Annotated in this window: 3 protein-coding genes and 1 rRNA gene; all 4 read left to right on the plus strand. The window is 44.6% G+C overall.

Features of this window, described 5'->3' with window-relative positions:
• Positions 1–13: 13 nt before the first annotated feature.
• A 5S ribosomal RNA gene (gene rrf / locus AC19MV_RS22910) occupies positions 14–129 on the plus strand.
• 261 nt (positions 130–390) lie between these two features.
• Positions 391–735 (plus strand): IS66 family insertion sequence element accessory protein TnpB, encoded by a 345-nt coding sequence (locus tag AC19MV_RS22915; protein ID WP_498310031.1) that lies wholly within the window; start codon positions 391–393, stop codon positions 733–735.
• On the plus strand, positions 732–1,082 hold the full coding sequence (gene tnpB, locus AC19MV_RS22920) for an IS66 family insertion sequence element accessory protein TnpB (RefSeq protein ID WP_498310032.1): 351 nt from the start codon (positions 732–734) through the stop codon (positions 1,080–1,082). Before AC19MV_RS22915 ends, tnpB begins: the two co-directional genes overlap by 4 nt.
• 91 nt (positions 1,083–1,173) lie before the next feature.
• The coding region (tnpC, locus tag AC19MV_RS22925) for an IS66 family transposase (protein ID WP_498310033.1) at positions 1,174–2,173 on the plus strand (1,000 nt) is incomplete at its 3' end.

A 2,173-nucleotide genomic window follows, 5' to 3' on the forward strand; every position in this document is an offset into this window, starting at 1 on the left:
TAACCAAAATTTGTCTGGAAACCATAGAGCTGTGGCACCACCTGATCCCATTCCGAACTCAGAAGTGAAACACAGTATCGCCGATGGTAGTGTGGGGTCTCCCCATGCGAGAGTAGGTCATTTCCAGACGCCTAATTTACTCGAAAGAGTAGTGATAAGCCCGTTGCTAACGCAACGGGCTTTTTTACGTCTGCAGTTTAGTCAATATGGTCGTAGAAAGAAGCATGATAGCTGTGTGGCCGATATGCTCATGCCAGAATAGGTCATTTACTGGCGCTAATTTTTCTGAAAAGAGAGGCTCGAAAAAGGTAACCGTCTAGCGAAGTACACCTAGCATCGATGTTCTGATTGTCTAAAAATACCTGCTCAATGATAAATTCGGAGCAGGTGATGAAAACATACAGAACAACTACTCAGTGGCAGATGCTACTTCAACAACGCGGCTCGTTTAGTGGCACTAATATTGAATTCTGCCAACACCATAATGTCGCTATTACGACTTATTATAAACAACGTGCTTTACTGGCTGAGTATCAGCCTAATTCAACTTTGCCAGTGCAAACAACCAACCCCACATCATCACGTTTTATTCAGTTAAAACAAACCACCACTGAAGTCTGCGCGCAAACTCATCAAAATGTGGTGCAGTTTGATATCCGCACAGGCCAGTTAATGTTTCCAACCAATTTAGCAACCAACGATATCGTTGCCATTATTAAAGAGCTAACGGCATGAAGATGTTTGTTGATGTGCCCACCGTTTATTTATGTGCCGATGTGGTCGATTTTCGTAAATCGATTAATGGATTGGCGGCGTTGGTGGAAGCAGAGCTTGAACTACCTGTGCTCAGTGGTGCGCTATTTGTATTTTGTAATAAAGGCCGCGACAAACTCAAACTGCTGTACTGGGATAACACCGGGTTTGCCCTGTGGTATAAGCGTTTAGATAAGCATAAGTTCAAATGGCCTAAACTCATGTCACCCACCATGAGATTAACCGAGCAACAATTACACTGGTTGTTAGCGGGTTATGATGTGATTGGCCACACCAAAATTGATGTTGCAGGTAAGCAAGTGCTTTAATTATTCAAAAGAGTTGGCGATCGATTGATGATCATCAAAAGATGTTCAGTTAGCACTGGAAAGCCTTTCATGATGCCTTAAAATAGGCGTTATGAATAATGTACTCGCCCTTCAACAGCGCATCGCTGAGCTGGAAAAACTGCTCGAAAATGAGCGGCAATTATCTTTACAAAAAGATGCGCAAATCGCTGCGTTAGAAGAACGCTGGCGCCTGGCCCAACAAAAACAATTCGGCAAGAGTGCTGAAGGCTTTGTCGGGCAAGGCGAGTTATTCAATGAAGTGGAAGAGATTATTGAAGCCGCTGAGGCTGAGCAGCAATCCATTAGTTATACCCGTAAAAAGCCGGTGCGTAAGCCACTGCCAAAAGACTTACCCCGTGAACAAGTTATCCACGATATTGAAGATAAATTGTGTGATTGCTGTGGCGGAGAGCTACATAAAATGGGTGAAGATAAGTCAGAAAAGCTTGAGTTTATTCCCGCTCAAATCAAAGTAATTGAGCACATTCGACCTAAGTACGCTTGCCGTCACTGTGATAAATCTTCAACTCACACCCCGATAAAGGAAGCCTCAATGCCTGCCATGCCCATCAATAAAGGCATTGCAACAAGCAGTTTGCTCAGTCAGCTTATCACCAGTAAATACCAATATGGGTTACCGCTTTATCGCCAGGAAGCGATGTTCAAGCAATACGGTATTGAGCTCAGTCGCCAGACCATGAGCAGCTGGATAGACAAATCCGCCGCGCTATTCGCGCCACTAGTTGAGCGACTTAAAGCCGAGCTGTTAAAGCAACCCATGTTGTTTGCCGATGAAACGCCATTAAAGGTGGTGAAATCCGATAAAGTGAACAGCTACATGTGGGTGTATTGCTCAGGTAGGGATTCACCAGACCCGAATAATCCTATCCCTAATATCGTGCTTTACGACTTCCACAATAGTCGCGCGGCCGCGTGCGTGGTTAATTATCTTGATGGATATCAAGGGTACTTACACGTGGATGGTTATCAGGCCTATGCCAAAACAGAGGCAACCTTAGTCGGCTGTTGGGCTCATGCTCGTCGTAAATTTATCGACGCGAAAAAGCTAC

The organism is Shewanella sp. MF05913, from assembly GCF_059758095.1.